The organism is Streptomyces aculeolatus, assembly GCF_020400605.1.
GTDB classification, from domain to species: domain Bacteria; phylum Actinomycetota; class Actinomycetes; order Streptomycetales; family Streptomycetaceae; genus Streptomyces; species Streptomyces aculeolatus.
The window spans coordinates 743,637-758,344 of the sequence record NZ_JAINRD010000001.1; the positions used below are offsets into that span (position 1 = coordinate 743,637).

18 protein-coding genes are annotated in these 14,708 nt (G+C 72.9%); 3 read left to right on the top strand and 15 right to left on the bottom strand.

What is annotated here, in order from left to right; translation table 11 throughout:
• The 4 genes from LG396_RS03235 to LG396_RS03250 form a co-directional block, all read right to left on the bottom strand.
• Positions 1-1,110: an aminoglycoside phosphotransferase family protein gene (locus LG396_RS03235; protein ID WP_225793483.1), complete on the bottom strand. Its 1,110-nt coding sequence runs from the start codon at positions 1,108-1,110 to the stop codon at positions 1-3.
• Positions 1,111-1,212: 102 nt separating this feature from the next.
• Positions 1,213-1,938 (bottom strand): HAD family hydrolase, encoded by a 726-nt coding sequence (locus LG396_RS03240; protein ID WP_225793484.1) that lies wholly within the window; start codon positions 1,936-1,938, stop codon positions 1,213-1,215.
• Between the two features lie 354 nt (positions 1,939-2,292).
• Positions 2,293-3,180 (bottom strand): winged helix-turn-helix domain-containing protein, encoded by an 888-nt coding sequence (locus tag LG396_RS03245; RefSeq protein ID WP_225793485.1) that lies wholly within the window; start codon positions 3,178-3,180, stop codon positions 2,293-2,295.
• 121 nt (positions 3,181-3,301) lie between these two features.
• Positions 3,302-4,219: a GntR family transcriptional regulator gene (locus LG396_RS03250; protein ID WP_225793486.1), complete on the bottom strand. Its 918-nt coding sequence runs from the start codon at positions 4,217-4,219 to the stop codon at positions 3,302-3,304.
• A 232-nt stretch (positions 4,220-4,451) separates the two neighbouring features.
• Between LG396_RS03250 and LG396_RS03255 the strand changes: the two genes are divergently transcribed.
• The gene (locus tag LG396_RS03255; RefSeq protein WP_018836019.1) at positions 4,452-4,667 is read left to right on the top strand and encodes a hypothetical protein; all 216 of its coding nucleotides are present in this window, start codon (positions 4,452-4,454) and stop codon (positions 4,665-4,667) included.
• Positions 4,668-4,689: 22 nt separating this feature from the next.
• On the opposite strand, the gene LG396_RS03260 is transcribed toward LG396_RS03255, so the two are convergent.
• The 3 genes from LG396_RS03260 to LG396_RS03270 all read right to left on the bottom strand — a co-directional run bounded on the left by LG396_RS03260 (position 4,690) and on the right by LG396_RS03270 (position 7,794).
• Complete coding sequence (locus tag LG396_RS03260; protein ID WP_225793487.1) at positions 4,690-5,946, bottom strand: GNAT family N-acetyltransferase; 1,257 nt, start codon at positions 5,944-5,946, stop codon at positions 4,690-4,692.
• 70 nt (positions 5,947-6,016) lie between these two features.
• Positions 6,017-7,048 (bottom strand): asparaginase, encoded by a 1,032-nt coding sequence (locus LG396_RS03265; RefSeq protein ID WP_225793488.1) that lies wholly within the window; start codon positions 7,046-7,048, stop codon positions 6,017-6,019.
• Positions 7,049-7,110: 62 nt separating this feature from the next.
• Entirely contained in the window at positions 7,111-7,794 is a 684-nt protein-coding gene (locus LG396_RS03270; RefSeq protein ID WP_037749707.1) for an RsiG family protein, read from the bottom strand.
• A gap of 182 nt (positions 7,795-7,976) precedes the next feature.
• On the opposite strand from LG396_RS03270, the gene dtd reads away from it, so the two are divergent.
• Entirely contained in the window at positions 7,977-8,402 is a 426-nt protein-coding gene (gene dtd / locus LG396_RS03275; RefSeq protein ID WP_225793489.1) for a D-aminoacyl-tRNA deacylase, read from the top strand.
• A gap of 192 nt (positions 8,403-8,594) precedes the next feature.
• Here dtd and ygfZ read toward each other — a convergent pair whose 3' ends face one another.
• The 6 genes from ygfZ to LG396_RS03305 form a co-directional block, all read right to left on the bottom strand.
• Positions 8,595-9,563 (bottom strand): CAF17-like 4Fe-4S cluster assembly/insertion protein YgfZ, encoded by a 969-nt coding sequence (gene ygfZ, locus LG396_RS03280; RefSeq protein ID WP_037749710.1) that lies wholly within the window; start codon positions 9,561-9,563, stop codon positions 8,595-8,597.
• A gap of 86 nt (positions 9,564-9,649) precedes the next feature.
• A complete protein-coding gene (locus tag LG396_RS03285) occupies positions 9,650-10,093 on the bottom strand; it encodes a Fur family transcriptional regulator (RefSeq protein ID WP_018836025.1) in 444 nt (147 codons plus the stop codon).
• Positions 10,094-10,182: 89 nt separating this feature from the next.
• Complete coding sequence (locus LG396_RS03290; RefSeq protein ID WP_018836026.1) at positions 10,183-10,749, bottom strand: heme-binding beta-barrel domain-containing protein; 567 nt, start codon at positions 10,747-10,749, stop codon at positions 10,183-10,185.
• Positions 10,750-10,950: 201 nt separating this feature from the next.
• Positions 10,951-11,778, bottom strand: a complete 828-nt coding sequence (locus LG396_RS03295) for a hypothetical protein (protein WP_225793490.1) — start codon at positions 11,776-11,778, stop codon at positions 10,951-10,953.
• An 86-nt stretch (positions 11,779-11,864) separates the two neighbouring features.
• Positions 11,865-12,686: a hypothetical protein gene (locus LG396_RS03300; protein ID WP_225793491.1), complete on the bottom strand. Its 822-nt coding sequence runs from the start codon at positions 12,684-12,686 to the stop codon at positions 11,865-11,867.
• The gene (locus LG396_RS03305) at positions 12,683-13,597 is read right to left on the bottom strand and encodes a hypothetical protein (protein WP_225793492.1); all 915 of its coding nucleotides are present in this window, start codon (positions 13,595-13,597) and stop codon (positions 12,683-12,685) included. The genes LG396_RS03300 and LG396_RS03305 overlap by 4 nt, the downstream gene beginning before the upstream one ends.
• An 84-nt stretch (positions 13,598-13,681) precedes the next feature.
• Here LG396_RS03305 and LG396_RS03310 point away from each other — a divergent pair, with 84 nt between their 5' ends.
• Positions 13,682-14,044 carry a DsrE family protein gene (locus tag LG396_RS03310; RefSeq protein WP_037749716.1) on the top strand — a complete coding sequence of 121 codons (363 nt, stop codon included), beginning with the start codon at positions 13,682-13,684 and terminating at the stop codon, positions 14,042-14,044.
• A 46-nt stretch (positions 14,045-14,090) separates the two neighbouring features.
• Here LG396_RS03310 and LG396_RS03315 read toward each other — a convergent pair whose 3' ends face one another.
• A complete protein-coding gene (locus LG396_RS03315) occupies positions 14,091-14,342 on the bottom strand; it encodes a DUF3099 domain-containing protein (RefSeq protein WP_225793493.1) in 252 nt (83 codons plus the stop codon).
• Positions 14,343-14,417: 75 nt separating this feature from the next.
• The gene (locus LG396_RS03320) at positions 14,418-14,705 is read right to left on the bottom strand and encodes a DUF1416 domain-containing protein (RefSeq protein ID WP_037749721.1); all 288 of its coding nucleotides are present in this window, start codon (positions 14,703-14,705) and stop codon (positions 14,418-14,420) included.
• Positions 14,706-14,708: the final 3 nt, after the last annotated feature.

Consider the following 14,708-nt stretch of genomic DNA (forward strand, 5'->3'; position numbering starts at 1 on the left):
CTACGGTGCGGAAGGCGATCCGCCGGTATTGTCCGGTCGCCGCTTCCGCGGTGTGGTGAGCCACCGCAGCAACTCCTGCTCGATCTCACCGGCGCCGGCCACCGTGGGCAACAGCAGTGAGTCCGCCGCCCGGTCCAGAGCTGTGTTGATCACCTTCGCGGCTTCGGCCGTCGACGTCTCGCCCCGCTCCGTCGAGTACGCCTGCCGGATCACGTCCGTGTACACCGACTGGATCCGCTTGAACGCGAGGTAGCGAGGCAGGTCCGCCTCGATGCCCGCGGTCGCGCCGGGCCGGAGGTCCTCCGCCACGGCGGCCCAGCGCGCGACGACGTGGTTCTCCTGGCGCGCGGGATAGCGCATCAGGTGCAGGTGGGTGGCGAGGTCGTACAGCGGATCACCGATCAGGGCCAGCTCCCAGTCGATGGTCCAGAGACCGTCGTCCTCGTCGACGATGAGGTTCGCGCGGTGAACGTCCCCATGCAGCAGCCCGAAGGGGCGTGGGGTCATGCGCTCGAGCTCGGTGTGGAGGGAGCGCATCGAGGCGGTGGCCGACGCCGGATGGATGCCCAGGCTGTGGAAAAGTGCCTCGAAGTGCGAGAGGGAGTGCGCGACCACGTCGGTGAAGGTGAACCGGACGAGATCCCGGGCGAACGCCGTGCTGCCACGGTCCTCCGGCAGGGGCGAGTGGAGCGCGAGCAGCGCGGGATCGTGGGATTCGACGGCCAGCAGCTCCTGGAAGAGCCGGAAAATCTGGTCGACGAACTCGGCGGGCACTTCTTCTCCCGGCCGCGAGACCTCCGCCAGCGTGCTTCCCACGATGAAGCTCTGGACAGTGAGGGAGTCGATGCGGCCGACCTCCGGGATACGGGACACGCGTCCCGCCAGCCTGGCGAGCAGATCGTCCTCGGAGCCGAAGCACCTGCGGTCGAACCACAGCAGTCCGGGGCGGGGGTCCCGCAGCTTCACCCACCCGGCCGACTGCCCGAACAGGCCGGACGCGGCGCTGAGCCGGACCGCGTATGTCTCGTGGTGGTATCCGGGCAGCGGCCCCACGACCTGCTCCGCCGCGGCGAAGAGGGCCTGAAGAGGGGATGCTTGGGAGGCCGGCATCGGTCGGGGTGTCCTCGGCTGTGGCGAGCGGGTGTTGCAGTGATCAGGGAAGATTACTCGGCTGCGACCTGTGTCGTCCCGTCGACGCCACTGAGACACCAGCTAATTGTCGGGGGGACGGACGACGGCACCGGCGGTGCCGCGTATCGCCTGGAGTACTTCTTTCATCGAGCCGACGATGAGCTGCACTTCTTCCTGCTTCAGGGCCTCGGCCTTCGGCGTTGTACGTGCGTAGCCGACGAAGGCGACGCCCACGTCCTTGGCGGCCGCCCAGTCCGAAGGGGTGTCCCCGATCATGAGGCATTCACCGGGCTCGGTGCCGGTCGACTTCAGCGCGCGCGACAGGCAGTCCGGGTCGGGTTTGAGCAGGATCGGGTCTGCCTGACGGCCGTGGACGTGGGGGGAGAAGTACTTGTCGAGTCCGTACCGGTTCAGATAGACGCGGATGGCGGTCGCCGAGTTGTTCGACGTGACGGCCAGCGTCCGGCCCTGACCGTGCAACTCCTCGATCAGCGCGTGGGCGCTCGGAGTGCTGGCGGCCGAGCCCGCCGCCGTCTCCTCCTCCTGCGTGAGCTTTTGCTCGACGGTACGTATCAACTCGTGGCCCGGCGCCGCGTGAAGGGCGGCACGGAGGATGCTGTGCGGGTCGTGCGGCTCGTACTCGTCACCCGCCAGCAGGCGGGGTGCTTTGTCGTCCAGCAGCTTGCGCAGCCGCCCCGCGACGAGGGCGGCCGGGTGCTCGGAGAACAGCCGGCAGATCGGTCCGTCGAAGTCGAAGAACACGCACTTGGCCGAGTCGAGCGCTGCTGCGAGGGGGGTCATCCGCATCCGATCCGTCGTACGGGGCCGCCATCCCACGGGTTCAGTGGCCGACCGCGGAACCGGTCGACGAGGTGAGTGCGCGCCGCCGTCGTGCACCTGCCGGTGAGAATGCCGCAAGGGGGGTCTCCATCCCGTACGCGTCCTGGATGCCGTGACGTTTCTCCGAGTCCGCTCTGACTCGCCGAACGCCGGGGGATCAGTGCCCGGACTGCACCGTACAACGGCCGGTCATTTTCGGGCAGTCGGCAGTACAGCCAATGCACCGCGCTGCTCACGATCGGACGGAACCGGCATCCCAGTCGTGTCCGGCCACCGTGAGCCGCCGGTGCGTCTCGCCTCGTGCCGCGCAGCCTGCCGTTCTCAGTAGCCGATGGGGTACGGCACGGCGATGCTCGTCCACAGCGACTCGAACCACATCCGGGAGTGCTCGACGAAGGCCGCGTCGTGTTCGTCGCGGCTGTCGGGACCCGAGGAGTAGTGGAAAAGCGGGGCATTGAGGCCGAGGACGTCGTGGATGGCCATCATCTCGTTCTTGTATTCCACCTCCCGCCGCAGTACCCGGTAGTAACCCATGAGCGCCTCGGTGTCGTTGAGTACGTAGAGCTTGCTGGTGGGGGTGAGGGGTACGCCCCGGACCTCGACGGACACCTTCGGCACGAGGTTGCGCTCGCGGAGGTTCCGCAGGGTGTGGTGGAGGCTGCGGGCGTGCAGTTCCACCAGGTCGTGCAGGCGCTGCAGCGGCCGGTCGTCGGTGGGGTCGCCGATCAGCTGGGGGATGGCGAGTTGCGCGTCCGGGCTGGGCACCAGGATGCGGGCGGTGATCGACGCGGGCGCGCGTTGCTCGCCGGTCGCGATCCGCATGACCGTAGGCGCCAAGGCCTGGGTGAGTGTCTCCGTCGTCAGGTTGAGTGCGTCGAGGGTCACGTGGGGGGCCCGAAAGGCCAGCTTGATGCGATCCGCCAACTCCACCCCGGCGGCCCGCGGTGCCTCCGTGTCCGGAGAACGCGGCTCGGCGACTCTCGGGGGTGAGCCCCGGCCGACGTCGGCGAGGAGTTGTTCGCGCTTGAGCAGGTCGAGCGCCTTGCGTACGACGCCGCGCTCGACGTCGAACTCCTCCATCAGCGCCTTCTGCGTCGGGAGGCTGTCCCCCGGGAGCAGGTCGCCGGACTGGATGCGCGTGCGCAGCGCGTCGGCGACCTGGTCGCGCCTGCTCTGGGTGCCCTGCTTCACGCGATCACCCTTGTCCACGTGGGTACCGTACAACTATCGGCCAACTCTGACGGGTTGTGGTCTGGTTGGCAGGTTGGCTGCCGACCAGAAGCGGGCCGACAAGGATGGCGGACCGCCTCCGAGGCAGCGTGTCCTGGTGTCATGACAGCTCCCTGGCTATCCCTGGGTGCGGCTTCGCGATTTTCTGCCATGCCGATTCGAACCACCGTTTGGCGCTGTCGACGTACGCCGCCTCGTGGCGGTCGCGGGAGTCGTGGGTCGAAGAGTGGCGGAACAGGGGGGTGTCGACGCCCAGTACATCGTAGATGTCCATGTACGCGTCCATGGACTCGTCGCCGGCCGGGGCCGGGACGCGGTTGGGGACGACCTCGTAGAAGCCCGTGAGGGCCTCGGTGCCGTTGAGGACGTAGAGCTTGGTGGTCGGGGTGAGGGCGACGCCGCGGACCTCGACGGAGAGGTCCTTCACGCGGCCGCGCTCGCGCAGGTACTGCAGGGTGTGCGCGAAGGCGCGCGCGTGCAGTTCGACCAGGCGGTCCAGGCGCTTGAGCGGGCGCGGGTCGGCCGGGTCCGCGACCAGCAGGGGGAGCGCCAGGTGGGCGTCGGGGCTGGGGACCATGAGGCGGCAGGTGACCGAGCGGGGGGCGGCGCGGCCGGCGGCGATGGCCATCAGGGTGGGCGCGATCGCCTGGTTGAGGGTCTCGGTGGTCAGGCTGAAGGCGTCGAGGGTCACGTGGGTGGCCTGAAATGCCACGTCGAGCCGTTCTGCCAACTCCACGCCCGCGGTGAGCGGCGGGGCTTCCTCGCGGGCGGCGGTGGGCTCCGCGACGGTGGGGGGTGAGCCCCGGCCGACGTCGGCGAGCAGTTGCTCGCGCTTGAGCAGGTCGAGCGCCTTGCGGACGACGCCCCGCTCCACGTCGAACTCGTCCATCAGGGCTTTCTGGGTCGGCAGGCTGTCGCCCGGGCGGAGATCGCCGGAGTCGATGCGTGCGCGCAGCGCGTCGGCGACGCGGTCGCGCGCGATCCGGCCGCCGGATGCCGAAGGCTGGTCCCTGCTCACCCCGCCAACCTTACAACTTCCGGCCAACCGGCGGGGGTTGTCTCGAAAATGTTTTGAGTTGGTCACCAACTGGGCACAAGTTAAGCAGAGTTGGTCACCAACTCTGCGACCCTGGCGGCAACTGGAGGAAGTTGGCGGTGATGGTCGTCGCCCGGGGCTCGCGCTCTCCCGCTGTCCGAAGGCGCATGGGGGGAGGGGGGACCGCTGCGTACGCAGAAGGGAGGGACCCACCATGCCGGTCGGAATCACTCTGGCCATGTCCGCGCTGCTCGTGGGCTTCGAGCGCTTCGTCGAATGGCGCTTCGGCACGGTGGGAGCGATCGGGCTCACCACCTTGCTCGTGGGGCTCAAGGCGCAGAACGTCACGTGCATGACCATCGGCGGCATCGCGCTCGCCGTGCTGCTGCTCCAGTCCGCCGAGCCCGGCCGCGCCGCGGCCGGGCAGTGAGGCGGAGGAAACCGGAAGACAACTAGAACATGTCGGGACACCACGGTCGGCGCGAGGTGCGCAGCAGGGCGTCCGCCAGCGCGGCGGCGCCCGGGCGCTCCTCGTCGACCAGGCCCAGGGCGGCGAGCCGCACCGCGGACTCGTCGCCCAGGCAGAGCCGCGCCAGTTCCGCCACGCTCAGGGCGAGGTCGGCGGGCCGGTCCGTGGGTACGCAGCCGGCGCCGCCCGGGCCGCCGGCGTCCAGCAGGAAGCGTCCGCCGGCCAGGCCGGCCGGGTCGTGCACGTCCAGCACCAGGGAGCCGGAGGCCGCGTAGTCGCGGGCCTCCAGAAGACGCGGGACGTCCAGTGGCCGCAGCCACAGGTAGTCCGCGTGCGTGGTCACCCGGGCCGCCCGAGGGTCACCTAGGTAGAGGGGGAGGAGATCGTCGGGCGCCCGGTGGCCCGTATGGATGGTCGTGATCCAGTCGAAGGAGACCAGGTAGCGCCAGAGCGCCCGCTCCGCGGCCGGGGTGACGGCGAACAGATCGGTCACCGTCAGCTCGTCGTCGGAGAGCTTGCCCGGCCAGTCGCCCCACTTGGCGCGGTACGTGACGAGGCCGTCCGGCTCGCCGGAAGCCGAGCGGTACAGCGCGTAGAAGGGTTCCTTCCACGGGTCGTCGATGCTGAAGCGGCTCGCGCCCGTGTGCACCCGCCAGCGGTAGTCGCTCCGGTTCACCGCGCCCGGCATCACCTTGCGGAAGCGGTCGTGCAGCGGCGGGGCGATCTCCCTCACCTCGGCGGCGTCGAGGAGTTCGACCGTGCCGCCGTCGTCGGGGCCCGCGTAGCGCGGGTCGAGCTGGGCGCGCCGGGTACTCACGTCGTAGCTGGTGGTCCAGGCGGCGGGACCGAAGCCGTAGCGGCCGTAGATCGGGTACTCGGCGGCGATCAGGCTGGCGACCGCGTCGCCGCGCTCCCTCGCCTCCGCCAGGTCCGCCCGCATCATCCGGCTCAGCAGCCCGCGCCTGCGGTGCGTCGGCAGGACCGTGACGGCGGACACCGCGCACGAGGGCACCGCGGCCCCGCCCGGAACCGTCAGTTCCTGATCGAAGCTGCGGTACGTGCCGACCCACCGCCTGCCGTCGTACGCGCCCCGGGTCCTGGCCAGGTCGCGCTCCTTCACGAAGAGCGCCACGTCCTCCTCGGTGACGGAGGGGGCGCGGATGAAGCCGGTGTGCAGGGCGCGCATCCAGTCGCCCACGTCGCCCTCGGCGACCGTACGGATCTCGATGCCGTCGCTCATGACCGCGCTCCTGCTCGCGGGGACAGCTCTGCCGGGTTCTCGATCATCCGTACACGCTAGGCGCCGTACGTCAGAACGTCGCGCGAATTTCCCCGACCTGCTCCCCGCCGCCCAGCAGCGGCGCCGCCCCGATCCTGGCCAGCACCGGCGACCGCACGCCCAGCAGCTCCAGCGCCCGCGCCAGCACGGGGCCGACGGCCCGCAGCGCCCCGTCGTCGACCTTGAACGCCAGCGCCCGCCCGTCCGCCAGCGCCACCGCCTGCACGCCCTCCGCGCCGACCTTCGCCAGCGCCCCCGGCACCCCGCGCATCAGCCACGTGTCCCACCGCCGGGTGCCCGCGACGTACTCCGGGTGCGCCCGCATCGCGTCCGCCACCCGCCGCTCCGGCGTGCCCGCCGCCGCCAGCACCAGCTGCCGGAAGCCGCGCGCCAGCGCCGTCAGCGACAGCGACATCAGCGGGGCGCCGCAGCCGTCGACGCCGACGTGCCGCACCTCCTCGCCCGCCGTCTCCTCCACCACCTGCCGCGCCAGCCGCTGCAGCGGGTGGTCGGCGGCGAGGTACGACTCCCGCGGCCAGCCGTTCGCGACGCACGCCGCGAGCATCGCGGCGTGCTTGCCCGAGCAGTTCATGGCCACCCGGTCCCGGGTCAGCCCGGCGGCGAGGTACGCCTCCCGCTCCTCGGGGTCCAGCGGCAGGTCGGGCGGGGTCTGGAGGGCGTCCTCCGGCAGCCCGGTGCCGGCGAGCATCTTGCGTACGAGATCGAGGTGGAAGCGTTCGCCCGAGTGGCTGGCCGCGGCCAGCGCCAGCCGTTCGCCCGCCAGCGGCCCCGCGTCCGTACGGGCCCCCGCGTGCAGCACCGCCGCCGCCTGGAACGGCTTGTTCGCCGACCGCGGGAACATCGGCGACGCCACGTCCCCCCACACCCGCTCCACCCCGCCGTCGGGCGCCAGCAGCACCAGCGACCCGCGGTGCCGCCCCTCGGCGAAGCCGGAGCGGACCACCTCCGCCAGCACGGGCGCGGGCCCGCCGCCGTACGCGCCCTCCTCGGCCGGCGCCGGGGCGGGGAGCGGCGGCGGGGATATCCAGGTGTCGTCGTGCATGGGCGGGCGCCTTCCGTGCCGGGGACGGCCTCGGGATCTCCGCGCCGTCACGCGGTCAGAACTCAGGACAGCAGGTCGTCGACCTGCGCCTCCCCTTCACGATAGCGGCGCGCGATCTCCGCGCTGCACTCGTCCGCCGTGCGCTGCAACCGCTGCCGGCGGCCGGAGATCCGCGCCTCGTAGCCGGCGAGCCGGGCGAGGCCCTGGTGCAGCTCCTCGTCCGTTCGGGCCGACAGGTCGGAGAGTGCGACCTCCGCGAGCATCTCCTCCGCCAGTTCGCGGTACTCCTCGCGCAGCGGCGGGCCCAGCGTCACGTGCCGGGCCGAGGCCTGGCGCGGGGAGGGGCCGTCGGTGAGGATCTCGGGCAGCCGGTCGAGCACCGGAGAGTGCGGGCTCGCGCGGCGGCCCAGCTCGGCGCTGAGGATGTCGATGCGGCCGTGGAGCAGGCGGCGTACGTAGCTGAGGTCGGCCTCCTCCTGCTGCGCCGAGCGGCGCAGCAGGCGCAGTTCGGGCAGGCCCAGCGCGTCCAGCGGCGCGGTCGGCGCGGCGGGTCCCGGGGCGGCGAGTACGGCGGTGGCGCCGGCCCCGACCGGCGTCGGTGCCGCGGCCCGCGCCCCCTGGGCGGCCTGCGCAGGTGAGCCGTCCGGGGCGCGCGGCCCCGGCGGGCGGGCCCGGCGGTCGGCGGCCGGGCTGCTGCGCGCGGTCGGTACGGGCGGCGTGGGCCGCCCGGCTCCGGGAGAGCTCATGCGAGTGTCAGTCCCCTTCGTCCGAAGATGCCGCATCGGCGTGGCGACCTTCCGGACACCGTAGGCAATCGTGCCATTGCACAGGGCCGTATCGCAGGGAGACGGCGCCCGTTCGGCCCCGCGCACGTTGCGGCGCCCGGGGGCACGGCGGCGCACGTGGCGCCGACGGGATAATGCGACGCATGCGAGCGGTGGTGCAGCGCGTGGACGGCGCGCGGGTCGAGGTCGGCGGCGAGACGGTCGGCGAGGTGGTCGGCGAGGGGCTCTGCGTGCTCGTGGGCGTCACCCACGACGACACCCCCGCGAAGGCCGCGCAACTCGCCCGCAAACTGTGGACGCTGCGCGTGCTGGACGACGAGAAGTCGTGCTCCGACGCGGCGGCGCCGCTGCTCGTGATCAGCCAGTTCACGCTCTACGGCGACCCCCGCAAGGGCCGCAGGCCGACCTGGCAGGCGGCGGCGCCGGGGGAGGTGGCGGAGCCGCTCGTCGACGAGGTCGTGGCGCAGCTGCGGGCGCTGGGCGCACAGGTGGAGACCGGGGCGTTCGGCGCGCGGATGCGGGTGACGCTGACGAACGACGGCCCGTTCACGGTGCTGGTCGAGGTCTGAGCGGTACGCGGCCGGACGGACCGGGACCGGGCCGTACGGGCCCGCAGCGGGTCCGTATCGCGCGGCGCGGGGGGCAGACGTACGCACGCGCGGCGTACTGGCGTACGGACCCGCGGAGCGCGGGGGGCGTACGCGACATCCGAGGCGCACGGGAGCACGCCCCCGCACGCGGGGGCGCCGCCCCCGCGGTCGTCAGGGCTCGACGACCGTCTCCTGCGCCGCCGCCGTCTCGTCCGCCAGCAGCGCCGCGTCCGCCGGAACGTTCCGCTTCACCAGCGCCAGCGCGATCGGCCCCAGCTCGTGGTGGCGCACCGAGGTCGTGACGAAGCCCAGCTTGCGCCCCTCCTCCTCGGCCGCCAGCCGGATCGCCGCCCCGTGCGGCGGCAGCGTCACCTCGCTGCCGTCCAGGTGCAGGAACACCAGCCGCCGCGGCGGCCGGCCCAGGTTCTGCACCCGCGCGACCGTCTCCTGCCCCCGGTAGCAGCCCTTCTCCAGGTGCACGGCCGTGCCTATCCAGCCCACCTCGTGCGGGATGGTGCGGTGGTCGGTCTCCAGGCCGAGCCGCGGCCGGTGCGCCGCCACCCGCAGCGCCTCGTACGCCAGCACCCCGGCGGGCGGGCCCGCGGCGGCGGCGAAGGCCGCCAGCTCCGTACGCGGCAGGAAGAGGTCGCGCCCGTACGCCGTCTCGCGGACGGTCGCGCCGTCGGGCGCCTCCGCGATGGACCCGGCCGGCAGATGGACGACCGCGAGGTCGTCCGTGCGGTCGGCGATGTCCACCCGGTAGAAGAACTTCATGCTCTCCAGGTACGCGATGAGGTCCTTCTGCGTACCGGGTTCCACGTGCGCCCACGTCGTCTCGCCGTCGTCGACGAGGTACAGCGCGTGTTCGATGTGCCCGTGGGCGGACAGCACCAGCGCCTCGGTGGCGTGGCCCGGCGCCAGCGCTTCCACGTGCTGCGTCAGCAGCAGGTGCAGCCAGCTCAGCCGGTCCTGGCCGGTGACCGACACGACGCCGCGGTGGGAGAGGTCGACGAAGCCCTCGCCGGCGTCCAGCGCGCGCTGCTCCCGGAAGAGATCGCCGTAGTGCGCGGCGACGCCCTCGTCGGGAGCCTCGGCGGCGACCGCCCCGGGCAGGGAGAGGAGAGGGGAAGGCGCGTTCATGCTTCAAGAGTACGTCCGGGCGGCCACCCGGGGTCACGGGCCGGATGCAAGCCGCGCGCGGGCGACCGCCGGGAGGCGGGGGGGCGCTACGGGGCGGAGGCGTCGGGCTTGCCGGACTCGGTGCAGGTCGCGCAGCGGCCGAGGATCGCGAAGTGCTGTACGTCGCTCTCGAACCCGAACCGCTGCCGCAGCTCCTCCGCGAACGGCTCCGCCACCGCGTTCTCCGCCTCGATGACCCGGTCGCAGACGCGGCACACGAGGTGCAGGTGGTGGTGGCGGTCGGCGATGTGGTACGTCGGCGGGCCGTGGTTGAGGTGCGCGTGGCTGACGAGGCCCAGCTCCTCCAGCAGCTCCAGCGTGCGGTAGACCGTGGAGATGTTGACCCCGGCGGCGGTCTTGCGGACCTCGATGAGGATGCCCTCGGGTGTCGCGTGCTCCAGGGAGTCGACGGCTTCCAGCACGAGCTGCCGCTGCGGCGTCAGCCGGTAGCCGCGTTCGCGCAGGTCGCGCTTCCAGTCGGTGGTCTCCACGGCTCAAGTGTATGAGCGCCGCGGCGGAACCCCGGCCGGTTGCCGGAAAGCGCCCCCGGGGGGCGCCCGCGGCATCCGGAGGAGGCGGCTCAGCGGAAGAAGGAGATCCCGTCGTCCGGGAGGTCCTTCAGGTCCTTCGCCCACTCCCGCGGGTCGACGACCTTCTTCAGCTGGGCCGACATGTACGGCCGCAGCTCCACCTCGGGCGTGGCCTTCTCGCCCACCCACATCAGGTCGCCGTTCACGTACCCGTACAGCCGCTTGCCGCCCGCGTACGGCGGGGAGGCCGCGCTGCGCGCGACCGCGTCCGTGGCCAGGTCGATCTGGGGCTTGCCCTCGGCCAGCTCGCCGTACCAGACCTCGGCGACGCCCTGGTCGCGCACCATCACGGCCTCGATCTGCCGGTCGGGCCGGATCCGCCAGTACCCGGACTCGCTCTCCAGCGGGCGCACCTTCCCGCCGTCCTCGTCGAGCACCCAGGTGTACGACGTGTACGCGAGGAAGTCCCGGCCGTCGTGGCCGAAGCGCAGCTCCTGTCCGAAGTTGCACTTCTCGCTGCCGGGGAAGTCGAAGACGCCCGCACCCTGCCAGTCGCCCAGCAGGAACGCCAGCGGGACCAGGTCCTTGTGCAGGTCGGAGGGGATCTCGATCGGCATCGTCAGCGCTGGCCCTGGTAGAGCTTCTTCACGACCAGGCCGGCGAAGGCCAGTGTGGCCACGCAGACCAGCACGAGCAGGATGTCGAAGGTGACGACAAGCACGAGTGCGCTCCGTAACGACGAGGGACGTACCGCGCCGAGTCTAGCCGCCGGCCCCGCCCCCGGCCCGGCGGGCATCCGCCGGGGGCCGGGGCGGGGGTCAGCCGAGGAGCTGTGACTGCAGGACCACCGTCTGCCGGAACGGAGTCGGGGCCACCTCGCCCGCCCGCGACTGCACCACCAGGCCGATGACGTCCCCGGCACGCAGGTACGCCTGGCGCACGTGGTCCTCTTCGCGCGGCTCGGGCTCGTCGAAGACGTGCGTCTCGATGGCGCCGGGCCCCGCCTCCACCGGCCAGCTCTCGTCGAGTACGGCCTCGGGCGCCCCGGCGAGGTCGGAGCCGGTGCTGTCGCCCCGGGAGATCACCTCGTCGAACCAGGCGGTCGCGAACGCGCCGGAGTTGAACCTCAGGAGATAGATGCGCGTCCGGGTGCCGTCCGGCATGAGCCAGCCGGTGGCGGCGATGTGCCGGACGGCGTTGTGGCGGAGCGCGCGGCGCAGCTCGCCGCGGTCGCGTGCGTCGTACGCGTCGAGGTACGTGCCCGTGGGCACCCACTCGGCCTCGGCGGGCAGCTTCTTGTCGGGCTCGGCATCTGCGGGGGGCGGCAGCACCAGGTCGCGGAGGTCGGCGTGGTGCTCCTCGGCGCTGTTGCCGGCGACGAACGGCGGCGGGGACCCGGAGGGCAGGGCGGGCAGTTCGAGGGCGGGGTAGTCCCAGCGGCCGTCGGACTCGGTGGCGAGCCCCGGCAGGTCGGTGCGGTCCAGCCGGGTGAGCCCGTAGCCGGTGCCGGCGGCGGTCACGGCGAGGACCAGCACCGCGAGCGCCCAGACGCCCGCGGCACGGAGCCGCCGGCGGTCGCGCGGGGCGGGCCCGGGGGTGCCGAGGACCTGCTGCGTGCCCCACTGCGCGGGCGCCTGGCCGGGCACCGGGGCGGGCCCTCGGCCGGGCAGCGGGGCGGACGGAGGCGGCGGCGGGGGCGGAGGCGGCGGAGGCGGGGGCGGGGGCGGGGCGGTCAAATCGACTTCCCCGGCGACTCCGCCTGGTCGAGCTGCTTCTCGAAGAGCATGGCCACATCCTTGGGCTCGAAGGGATCGCCGCCGTACGCGTTGAGCTGGATCATCAGGTTGCCGCGGGCGGCGGAGCAGTACATCTGGTCCATGCCGGCCTCTTCGTCCCGCGGCGGCAGGAAGCACTCGGCGTCCTTGCCCTCGATGTCCGGCCCCTCGCGGAAGTCGCCGAGGGACTCGAAGAGCTGCCGCTGCCCGGCCTGGAGGGCGAGCACCCCTTCCTCGTTGTCCATCTGCGCGATCTGGATCGTGACGACCTCGCGGCCGGTGGCGTACGAGCGCATGGCCATGCCCTGCACGTCGAGCTGCTCGACGAAGTCGCCGTGCAGCCGGCGCTCCTGCGGGGGGAGACCCTTCCCGCCCTCCTTGAGGACCGCGGCGGCGCGGCGCCCGCTGAGCGCGAAGTCGTTGCCGTAGCCCTCGACGTCGGGGCCGAGGCCGTAGGCGCGGGCGTCGGTGGGCTTGAGCAACTGCCTGCTGAGGGGGTTGTCCTGGCGGCCGTCCTCGGCCCCCGTCCGCCATTTCTTGCTCGCCACCTTCTTCTCCGCCTGCCACAGCTTGGTGCGCACGGTGCGGTCCGCGCCGTCGGTCTGCCAGTAGACGTAGCCGGCGGTCCCGGCCACGGCGGCGAGGGCCAGCAGGCCCGAGAGCAGCACGCGGGGAGCCCGGCGGCGCGGTTGCCCCTGGTGCGCGGGGGGCTGCTGCCCGGCGTGCTGCTGCGGTTCGGGATGCTCCTGGTGGGCCGCGTACGGGGAGTGGTGGGTCACAGGCGCTCCATCTGGCGTTGCGCGATGGCCATCGCGGTGTCCTCGGCGATCGCCTGCGACGAGGCGATGTGCATGTCCAGCACGATGTCGCCGCGCCGTGCCAGCGCCCTGGCCTCGTAGACGGGGACGTAACCGGGCTCCTGCACCGGGCTCTCGGAGACGAAGAGCGCGCCGCCGACGCTGCCGGGGATGGGCACGCCGGTGGTACCCGCGCCCTGGTCGCTCGGCATGTACGACTGCTGGCCGAGGAGGTACTCCTCGGACTGCAGAGCGGACTCGTCGCGGAACTGCAGCAGGGCGATGGTCACCTGCGTGTCCCCGTCCTGCGTCCAGGAGGTGGCCGCCGCGCGCCGGAATCCTTCGGTCACCAGGTCGGCCAGTACGAAGTTGGGGTCCTCGAAGCCGCCGGCGAACTGCTCGACGGGCAGCCACTCGGGCCCGAGTTCGTCGGGGACGGCGCCCTTCGGCTCGGCGATCAGTAACTCGCGCAGGTCGCCGTCGGTCCGCACGCGCCGGTCCTGCTTCGCGGAGAGCGGCTCCGGGGCCTCGTCCGCCGACAGGGGCTTCTCGGGGTAGTCCAGGCGCGCCTGGTTGAGCGGCGGGAGCGGGGTGGGCGGTTCGCCGGCCTGCTGGGTGTAGCCGTAGCCGACGCCGCCGAGTACGCCGAGGAACACGGCGGCGGCGAGGAGCGGGGCGATGCGGCGGCCGGGGCGGCGGGTGCGGGCGTCCGGCGCCGGGGGGTGGTCCTGCGCGGCGTATGCCGGAATGCCCTGCGCCGCCGCGGAGTTCGGGGCTGCCGGCCCCGGGGCGACGGGTCTGAGCCGGGTGGTCGGCGGGTCGTCGTCGTGGGGCCGCGCCGTCGGCGGCTGCGGGGGGCCCGGCGGCTCCCCCGGTCCGTACGGAATGGTCACAAGCGCCCCCTGCTCAGGTTCATACCTGTACAGCGCGCGGTGGCGTGAGAACGTCACGCTCGCGGCAGTACCTACAGTTGGCGCATGGCCAAGAAGCTTGTGATCAAGGTGACCGCGGGTACGGATGCGCCGGAGCGCTGCTCCCAGGCGTTCACTGTGGCGGCCGTCGCCGCCGCCAGCGGCGTGGAGGTGTCGCTCTGGCTGACCGGCGAGTCCGCGTGGTTCGCGCTGCCCGGGCGGGCCGCGGAGTTCGAGCTGCCGCACGCCGCGCCGCTGCCGGAGCTGATCGACGGTGTGCTGGCGGGCGGGCGGGTCACGTTGTGCACGCAGTGCGCCGCGCGTCGCGGGATCGAGGAGAAGGACGTGCTGGAGGGCGTACGGATCGCCGGGGCGCAGGTGTTCGTCAGCGAGGCGATGGCGGACGGCAGCCAGGCGCTCGTCTACTGAGCGGGCGTCGCCGGTCGCCGCCTCGCGCGGCCGGCGCTCCGGCGGCTCACTTCTCGTCCCACCACTTGTCGCCCTCCTCCCGGCGGTTGCCGAGGATGACGGCGACCGGCAGGAGGGCGGCCGCGACCACGCACATGGCGATGGCGGCGGTCGCCGAGAAGGGGTGGACGACGGCACCGGCGAGTACGAACAGCAGTACCGCGGTGCCCATCAGCAGGAAGTACCGCCTCCGGCGCCGCGGCTGGCTCCGCGGCACGCGGGGGTCCGGCTGGACGCCAGAACGGCGGAAGCCCCGCATACCTCCACGGTACGCCCGGGAGGCGGTGCGGGGCTCCGGCGCCGACGGCGCGGCCTGCTGCCGGCTCGTGCGGCCTCAGATCGCGATCGCGACCTCCGAGAGGCCGCCCTGCTGGGCGACCACGGTGCGGTCCGCGGTGCCGCCGGGCACCAGGGCCCGAAGGGTCCAGGTGCCCTCCGCGGCGTAGAACCGGAACTGGCCGGTCGCCGAGGTCGGGACCTCGGCGGTGAACTCGCCGGAGGCGTCCAGCAGCCGCACGTAACCGGTGACGGGCTCGCCGTCGCGGGTCACGGAACCCTGGATGGTCGTCTCGCCGGCCTTGACGCCGGCGGCGTCGGGGCCTCCTGCCTTGGCTCCGCACATGTG

Bases quoted from the DNA above. Each gene is read 5' to 3' on its own strand.
- LG396_RS03320 (WP_037749721.1), bottom strand. From the start codon at position 14,705: ATGTGCGGAGCCAAGGCAGGAGGCCCCGACGCCGCCGGCGTCAAGGCC.
- LG396_RS03310 (WP_037749716.1), top strand. From the start codon at position 13,682: ATGGCCAAGAAGCTTGTGATCAAGGTGACCGCGGGTACGGATGCGCCG.
- LG396_RS03260 (WP_225793487.1), bottom strand. From the start codon at position 5,946: ATGAGCGACGGCATCGAGATCCGTACGGTCGCCGAGGGCGACGTGGGC.
- dtd (WP_225793489.1), top strand. From the start codon at position 7,977: ATGCGAGCGGTGGTGCAGCGCGTGGACGGCGCGCGGGTCGAGGTCGGC.
- LG396_RS03235 (WP_225793483.1), bottom strand. From the start codon at position 1,110: ATGCCGGCCTCCCAAGCATCCCCTCTTCAGGCCCTCTTCGCCGCGGCG.
- LG396_RS03255 (WP_018836019.1), top strand. From the start codon at position 4,452: ATGCCGGTCGGAATCACTCTGGCCATGTCCGCGCTGCTCGTGGGCTTC.
- ygfZ (WP_037749710.1), bottom strand. From the start codon at position 9,563: ATGAACGCGCCTTCCCCTCTCCTCTCCCTGCCCGGGGCGGTCGCCGCC.
- LG396_RS03270 (WP_037749707.1), bottom strand. From the start codon at position 7,794: ATGAGCTCTCCCGGAGCCGGGCGGCCCACGCCGCCCGTACCGACCGCG.
- LG396_RS03240 (WP_225793484.1), bottom strand. From the start codon at position 1,938: ATGCGGATGACCCCCCTCGCAGCAGCGCTCGACTCGGCCAAGTGCGTG.
- LG396_RS03315 (WP_225793493.1), bottom strand. From the start codon at position 14,342: ATGCGGGGCTTCCGCCGTTCTGGCGTCCAGCCGGACCCCCGCGTGCCG.
- LG396_RS03265 (WP_225793488.1), bottom strand. From the start codon at position 7,048: ATGCACGACGACACCTGGATATCCCCGCCGCCGCTCCCCGCCCCGGCG.
- LG396_RS03290 (WP_018836026.1), bottom strand. From the start codon at position 10,749: ATGCCGATCGAGATCCCCTCCGACCTGCACAAGGACCTGGTCCCGCTG.